Origin of the sequence: Paenibacillus artemisiicola (assembly GCF_017652985.1) — a bacterium.
GTDB classification, from domain to species: domain Bacteria; phylum Bacillota; class Bacilli; order Paenibacillales; family Paenibacillaceae; genus Paenibacillus_Z; species Paenibacillus_Z artemisiicola.
Map to the genome: position 1 here is coordinate 37582 of NZ_JAGGDJ010000047.1, position 6727 is coordinate 44308.

General features: G+C 70.5%; 6 protein-coding genes. All 6 read left to right on the top strand.

Annotated elements, in window-relative coordinates:
* The first annotated feature begins 1 nt into the window (after position 1).
* Positions 2 to 673, top strand: coding sequence for a class II aldolase/adducin family protein (locus tag I8J29_RS28360; RefSeq protein WP_208850708.1), 672 nt, complete (start codon positions 2 to 4; stop codon positions 671 to 673).
* A complete protein-coding gene (locus tag I8J29_RS28365; protein WP_208850709.1) occupies positions 670 to 2049 on the top strand; it encodes a four-carbon acid sugar kinase family protein in 1380 nt (459 codons plus the stop codon). Before I8J29_RS28360 ends, I8J29_RS28365 begins: the two co-directional genes overlap by 4 nt.
* A gap of 12 nt (positions 2050 to 2061) precedes the next feature.
* The gene (locus I8J29_RS28370; RefSeq protein WP_338113309.1) at positions 2062 to 2691 is read left to right on the top strand and encodes a D-sedoheptulose-7-phosphate isomerase; all 630 of its coding nucleotides are present in this window, start codon (positions 2062 to 2064) and stop codon (positions 2689 to 2691) included.
* Positions 2688 to 3659: an ROK family protein gene (locus I8J29_RS28375; protein ID WP_240546548.1), complete on the top strand. Its 972-nt coding sequence runs from the start codon at positions 2688 to 2690 to the stop codon at positions 3657 to 3659. Before I8J29_RS28370 ends, I8J29_RS28375 begins: the two co-directional genes overlap by 4 nt.
* Before the next feature lie 48 nt (positions 3660 to 3707).
* Entirely contained in the window at positions 3708 to 5825 is a 2118-nt protein-coding gene (locus I8J29_RS28380; protein ID WP_208850710.1) for a Sip1-related alpha-galactosidase, read from the top strand.
* Between the two features lie 24 nt (positions 5826 to 5849).
* Positions 5850 to 6727: FAD-dependent oxidoreductase (locus I8J29_RS28385; protein WP_208850711.1), on the top strand; the 878-nt coding region annotated here is incomplete at its 3' end.

The window sequence follows — 6727 nt, forward strand, 5'->3', positions numbered from 1 at the left end:
CATGACGCGGCGGGAGGAGACGGCCGCGGAGCTGCGCGCGGCGGGCAAGTACATGATGGACAACGGGCTGGCGTGGGGCAACGCGGGCAACATCAGCGCGCGCCTCGGCGACGGCGGCTTCCTGATCACCGCGACGGGGACGTTTCTGGGGGAGCTCGGCGAAGACGATTTCGCCGACTGCGCCCTCGCCTCCGGCGGCGCGGGCGCGGTCCGGGGGACGGGCAAGGAGCCTTCCAAGGAAGTGCCGATGCACGCCGCGGTCTACGAGGAGCGGCCGGACATCGGCGCCGTGCTGCACGCGTCGCCGTTCTACAGCACGCTGTTCGCGTGCGCGTCCGAGCCGGTGCCGTCCGGGTTGTTCGTCGAGACGATGTATTACCTCGAGCGGATCGAGCGCGTCGGCTACCATCATCCCGGCTCGGCGGCGCTCGGCGAAGCGGTGCGGGCCAAGGCGAAGTCGGCCAACGTGCTGCTGCTCGAGAATCACGGCGTGCTGGTATACGACGCGAGCGTCAAGGAAGCGCGTATGGCGCTGCAGACGCTGGAGATGGCCTGCCGGATGATCGTCGAGGCGCTGGGCGCCGGCATCGGACTGAACCGGCTGCCGAAGACGATCGAAAGCGATTTTCTGGAGAAGTCCGGCTACCGGCCGAGAAGGAAGTGGGAAGGATGAGCGGGATGATCGGCATCGTCGCGGACGATATCACGGGCGCGAACGACATCGGCATCATGTACGCGAAGGCGGGGCTGCGCACGGACGTCTATCCGCTCGAAGCATGGGACCCGGACGCGGTCGCCAAGGACCGGCCGGACGTGCTCGTCATCGACACCAACTCGCGGCTCGACCGCCCGGAGGAAGCGTACGCGAAGGCCGCGAAGGCGACGCGCGCGCTCCGGGAGGCCGGCTGCGTCCGGTTCGTCAACAAGACGTGCTCCGTCTTCCGGGGCAACGTCGGGCCGGAGTTCGACGCCATGCTGGATACGCTCGGCGCCGCGTTCGCCGTCGTGGCGCTCGGCTTTCCGAAGAACGGCCGGACGACGCTCGGCGGCGTGCATTACGTGCACGGCAAGCTGCTGGAGGAATCGGAATTCCGGCGCGACCCCGTCCATCCGATGACGGAGTCGAACCTCGTCGCGATCCTGCAAAAGCAGACGGAGCGGAAGGTCGCCCTGCTGACGATCGAGACGGTCGAGCGGGGGCCGGAAGCGCTCCGCGCCGAGATCGAGCGGATGCGGACGCGGTGCGCGTACCTGATTCTCGACGTGCGCGACCAGGCGTCGCTGCGCATCATCGCCGAAGCGGCGAAGGAGGAGCCGATTCTGTGCGGCAGCTCGGCGCTGTCGGAGGAGTCGGCGCTCCTGATCGCGGCGGAGCGGGCGGCCGCGGCCGGCGGCGGGCAAGGCGGAGCGGCCGGCGAAGGCAGGCCGAGTGGCCAAGGCGCGTCTCCGCTTGCGGCGGGTGCCGGCGCGGAGCAAGGCGCGCCGGGGGGCGGCGTGCTGTGCGCCGCCGGCAGCCTGATGCCGCAGACGGCGGCGCAGCTCGCCTACGCGAAGCGAAGCGGCGTCGCGGCGCTCGAGCTCGATTCGCTCGTGCTGCTGCGGCCGGAAGAGAAGGACGCGCATCTCGAAGCGCTCATCGGCCTCGCCTGCGCGGAGCTGCGCGCGGGGCGCGACGTGGTGGTGCACGCGTCGAACGAGCCGGAGAAGGTCGCCGCGACGAAGGCGCTCGCGCGGACGCTCGGCAGCGGCAACACGGACATCTCGCGGGTCGTCTCGGGCGCGCTGTCGTCCGTCGTGGCGGCGGTCGCGGAGCGGACCGGCCAGCGCAGCCTGCTGATCGCGGGCGGCGAGACGTCGGCGGCGGTATGCGGCGCCCTCGGCGTCCGCGGCCTGCGGCTGCTTCGGGAGATCGAGCCCGGGCTGCCCTCCTGCCTCGCGCTCGGGGGCACGCCGTACCGGCTCGTGCTGAAATCCGGCAGCTTCGGCAGCGACACGTTTTTCGTCAAGGCGATCGAGCACTTGAAGCGGCTCGGCGACGATATTGAATAGGGAGTGGTTGCGGTGAGCGACGTATTCAACGGACTATTTGCGAAATATCCCGATCTGGAGCCGTGCCGGGAATCGGTCCGGCAGGCGTTCGAGGCGATGGAGGCCTCGTTCCGCAAGGGCGGCAAAATGCTGCTGGCCGGCAACGGCGGCAGCGCCGCGGACTGCGAGCACGTCGTCGGCGAGCTGATGAAGGGCTTCATGTCGCCGCGGAAGCTGCCGGCATCGGAGCGCGAGAAGATGCTGATCCACGGCGAAGAAGGCGCGTACATCGCCGACCGGCTGCAGGGCGCGCTGCCGGCGATCTCGCTCGTCAGCCAGAGCGCGCTCGCGACGGCGTACATCAACGACGTGGCCGCGGACATGGTGTTCGCGCAGCAGGTGTACGGCTACGGCCGGCCGGAGGACACGCTCGTCGTGTTCAGCACGTCGGGCAATTCGGCCAACGTCGTCCGCGCCGTGCAGGTGGCGAAGTCGCTCGGCCTGGCGACGATCGGCTTGACCGGCCAAGGCGGCGGCCGCTTGAAGGAGCTGTGCGACGTCACGGTCCGCGTGCCGTACGCGGGCACGCCGGACATCCAGGAGCGCCATCTGCCTATCTATCACGCCTTGTGCATGATGCTCGAGGAGGCGTTCTTCGGATGAGCATGCTGCTGGGCGGATTCGACATCGGCGGGACGAAATGCGCGGCCGTCCTCGGCATCGCCGCGGACGGCAAGGTCGAGATCGCGGCGAAGCGCGCCTTCCCGACGCCGGCGACGCCGGAGGAGACGATCCGGCAGTTCGGCGAAGCGATGGAAGCGCTGCTGGCGGACGCCAAGGACGCGGGGCCGCTGCGGGCGATCGGCATCAGCTGCGGCGGGCCGCTCGACAGCCGCCGCGGCCTCGTGCTGTCGCCGCCGAACCTGCCGGGCTGGGACGGCATCGACGTCGTGTCGCCGCTGCGCGAGCGGTTCGGCGTGCCCGTCGCCCTGCAGAACGACGCCAACGCCTGCGCGCTGGCCGAGTGGAAGTGGGGCGCGGGCTACGGCGTCTCGAACATGATCTTCCTGACGTTCGGGACGGGCATGGGCGCCGGACTGATCTTGGACGGCCGGCTGTACGCGGGCATCTCCGACATGGCGGGCGAGGTCGGCCATATGCGGCTCGAGGACGACGGCCCCGTCGGCTACGGGAAAGCGGGCTCGTTCGAAGGCTTCTGCAGCGGCGGCGGCATCGCGCGGCTGGGACGGGCGATGGCCGAGCGAAGGCTGGGGGAAGGCGGCGCGACCGCGATCTGCGCGGACGCCGCGGAGCTGGACGGCATTACGGCCAAAGCGGTGTTCGACGCCGCGAACGATGGCGATGCGCTGGCGCTTGAGGTCGTCGGCCTCGTCGGGCGCAAGCTCGGCCGAGGCTTGGCGCTCCTGATCGATGTGCTCAATCCCGAGCGCATCGTCATCGGCAGCATTTACGCGCGGCAGGAGGCGCTGCTGCGCCCGATCGTCATGGAGGAGCTGGCCCGCGAGGCGCTGCCGCTGTCGCTGTCGGCCTGCGAGATCGTGCCTTCGGGGCTTGGCGAGCACGTCGGCGACGCGGCGAGCCTGTCGGTCGCTTTGCACGCGCTGGGATAAACGAACATCATTCGATTCGCGGATAGATCGCGGGAGGAGCGGGGAGACATGTTTGCATTCAACGAGAAAGGCGCCTTTCGCGCGTCTTCGATCGCGTTCGGGCCGTTCGAGGTCGCGGTCAAGCTGGACGGACGGGCGCTAGAGACGCTGGCGCCGCGGGGCTTCGAGCCGGACGCGGAGCAAAGCGGAGGCGTGTACCGGTACGCCGACGAGGGGGAGACGGTGCGCGCTTCGGTGCGCGTCGAGGTGCTGGCGGACGGCACCGCGCTGGCGAGCGTGAGCGCGGAGACGGCGAACGACAACGATTTCGGCCCGCAGCGCATGTTCGCGGCGGAGCACGCGATTATCGTGACGGTCCGGCCGTCGGAGCCGATCGAAGGGCTGATGGCGAACTACCAGCATAAGGACTGGTGGACGCGGCCGCATTTCGACGCCGATCCGGCGCGGCTGCCGGGACGGACGCAATCGATCCTGTGGCGGTCGGCCGGCGGCTACCGTCACCTGCTACCGGTGACCGGCGCCGTCTGGCGCACGGACGCGGCCGGCGCGGAAGGCGGCTTTGCGCTGCGGCTGTCCGCCTACGAGAGCGGCCATCGCCGCTGCGACACGCTGGCGTTCGCGCTGTCCGCCGGCGACGATCCGTACCGGCTCGTGCAGGCGAACGTCGACGCCGCGCTGCAGGCGCTGGATTATCCGACGCTGCCGCGCGAGCGGAAGACGTATCCGGCGCCGCTGGACCGGCTCGGCTGGTGCAGCTGGGACGCCTTCTACCACAAGGTCGACGAGGCGGGGCTGCTGGAGAAGGCCGAAGAGCTCCGGAAGCTCGGGCTGCCGGTCGGCTGGGTCATGATCGACGACGGCTGGTCCGAGATCAAGGACGGCAAGCTCATGAATTTCGAAGCGGATCCGGTCAAATTCCCGGGCGGCCTGAAGCGGACCGTCGCGGCGCTCAAGGAGCGCTTCGGCATCCGCCACGTCGGCGTCTGGCATACGATCGCCGGCTACTGGGGCGGCGTGCACGCGGACAGCGCGATCGCGCGCGAGAACCGCGAGTCGCTGTATCAGGTGCCGCGCGGCAACCTGATCCCGTATCCCGAAGCGGGCCGCGGCTTCGGCTTCTGGCACGCGTGGCACGGCTTTCTGCGCCGCCAAGGCGTCGATTTCGTCAAGGTGGACAGCCAGGCCGCCGTGCTGAACTATTTGAAGGAGCGCCGGTCCGTCGGCGAAGCGGCCGCGGCGGCGCACGGGGCGCTGGAAGCGTCGGTCGCGCTGCACTTCGACGGCACGATCATCAACTGCATGGGCATGGCGTCCGAGAACGTCTGGCACCGGCCGAAATCGGCGGTCTCGCGCAACAGCGACGACTTCGTGCCGCAGGAGAAACGGGGCTTCCCGGAGCACGCGCTTCAGAACGGCTACAATTCGTACTATCACGGCGTCTTCTACTGGGGCGATTGGGACATGTACTGGACGAACAACCACGACGACAAGCAAAGCGCGGTGCTGCGCTCCGTGAGCGGCGGCCCGATCTACATCAGCGACGCGCCGGGCAACACGAATTCGGCCAACGTCTGGCCGCTGATCTATGCGGACGGCGCGATCATCCGCTGCGACGGCACGCCGAATCCGGCGCCGGACTGCCTGCTGGCCGATCCGGCCGAGACGCCGGTGCCGCTGAAGCTGTGGAATACGGCCGGCGGCGCGGGCGTCGTGGCGGCGTTCCATATCCATCGCGAATCGGCGCCGGTCGACGGCTTCATCGGTCCGGACGACGTGCCTGGCCTGGCCGGCGACGAGTTCGCGGTCTATGAGCATTTCACGCAGAGCTGCTCGTTCCTCGCGGCCGGCAAGCGCGAAGCGATCCGCCTGGAAGAAGGCGGCTACGCGCTGTTCGCGGTCGTGCCGTTGACGGGCGGCATCGCGCCGATCGGTCTCGCGGACAAATATATCTCGTCGGCGGCGGTGACGGGGTGCGAAGCGCAGGGCGCCGCGACGGTCGTGACGCTGCGGGAGGGCGGACGGTTCGTCTTCGCCGCCAAGAAGCAGCCGCCGCGCGCGAGCGTGGACGGCGAAGAAGCCGCGATCAAGCCGATCGGCGACTACGTGTACGAAATCGCCGCCGGTTCGCCGGACCGCGCCGTCCGGATCGAGATCGCGACGGCGTAACGGCATGCGGGAGGAGCGATACGGATGAACAAGCTGAACATCGCGCGCGCGGCGGTGCCGGTGCTGGGCGAGGCCGACGCGGCGGTCGTCGGCGGCTCCCTCGCCGGCATCGCCTGCGCGCTGGAGCTGGCCGCGGCGGGGAAGCGCGTCTGGCTCGTCGAGCCGCGGACCTATATGGGCCGCGAGCTGACGGCGACGCTGCGGCCGTGGCTCGCGGCGCCGGAAGCCGGCGCCCCGGTGCCGGCGCTGCTGGCGCACGTGCTGGAGGCGCAGCGGCAGGCGGGCGGCGCGGAGCGGCTTGAGGCGGCGTCCGCGCGCGGCGTCGACGCGCCGCTGCACCCGGACGCCCTGAAGCGGAGTCTGGAGGATCTGCTGGAAGCGGCGGGCGTGAGATTCCTGTACGCGACCCTGCCCGTCGCGATCGCGCGCCGGAACGGGCGCGCGTCGGGCATCGTCGTCGCGAACAAGTCGGGGCGCCAGCTCATCGCGGCGCCGCTCGTCGTCGACGCGACCGAGACGGCGCTCTGCGCCGCGCTCGCCGGCGAAGACGTGTCCGGGTATGCGCCCGGCGCGGAGGCGCGTTATTGGCGCACGCTGGAATTCGTCGGCGCGGGCGAAGACGCTTGGTCCGGCGGGCTGCCCGCGGAGCTGGCGGTGCCGGCAGAGATCGGCATCGACGGCGGCGCCGTCCGGCTGCGGCCGGGCTATCGCGGCCCGGGCCACGTCTACGCCGAGTTCGCGCTGACCCTGCCGAGAGCGAACGCGCTGGACGCGGCGCGGGCGCGCGAGCTGGAGGCGCGCCGCCGGGGCATGCGGCTCGCCGTGCATCTGCTGCAGCGCGAGCCGGCGTTCGCGAAGGCCGTGCAGAGCGCGGGCTCGCACCAGCTGCACGGGCCGTTCCC

Bases quoted from the DNA above. Each gene is read 5' to 3' on its own strand.
- I8J29_RS28360 (WP_208850708.1), top strand. From the start codon at position 2: ATGACGCGGCGGGAGGAGACGGCCGCGGAGCTGCGCGCGGCGGGCAAG.
- I8J29_RS28365 (WP_208850709.1), top strand. From the start codon at position 670: ATGAGCGGGATGATCGGCATCGTCGCGGACGATATCACGGGCGCGAAC.
- I8J29_RS28375 (WP_240546548.1), top strand. From the start codon at position 2,688: ATGAGCATGCTGCTGGGCGGATTCGACATCGGCGGGACGAAATGCGCG.
- I8J29_RS28380 (WP_208850710.1), top strand. From the start codon at position 3,708: ATGTTTGCATTCAACGAGAAAGGCGCCTTTCGCGCGTCTTCGATCGCG.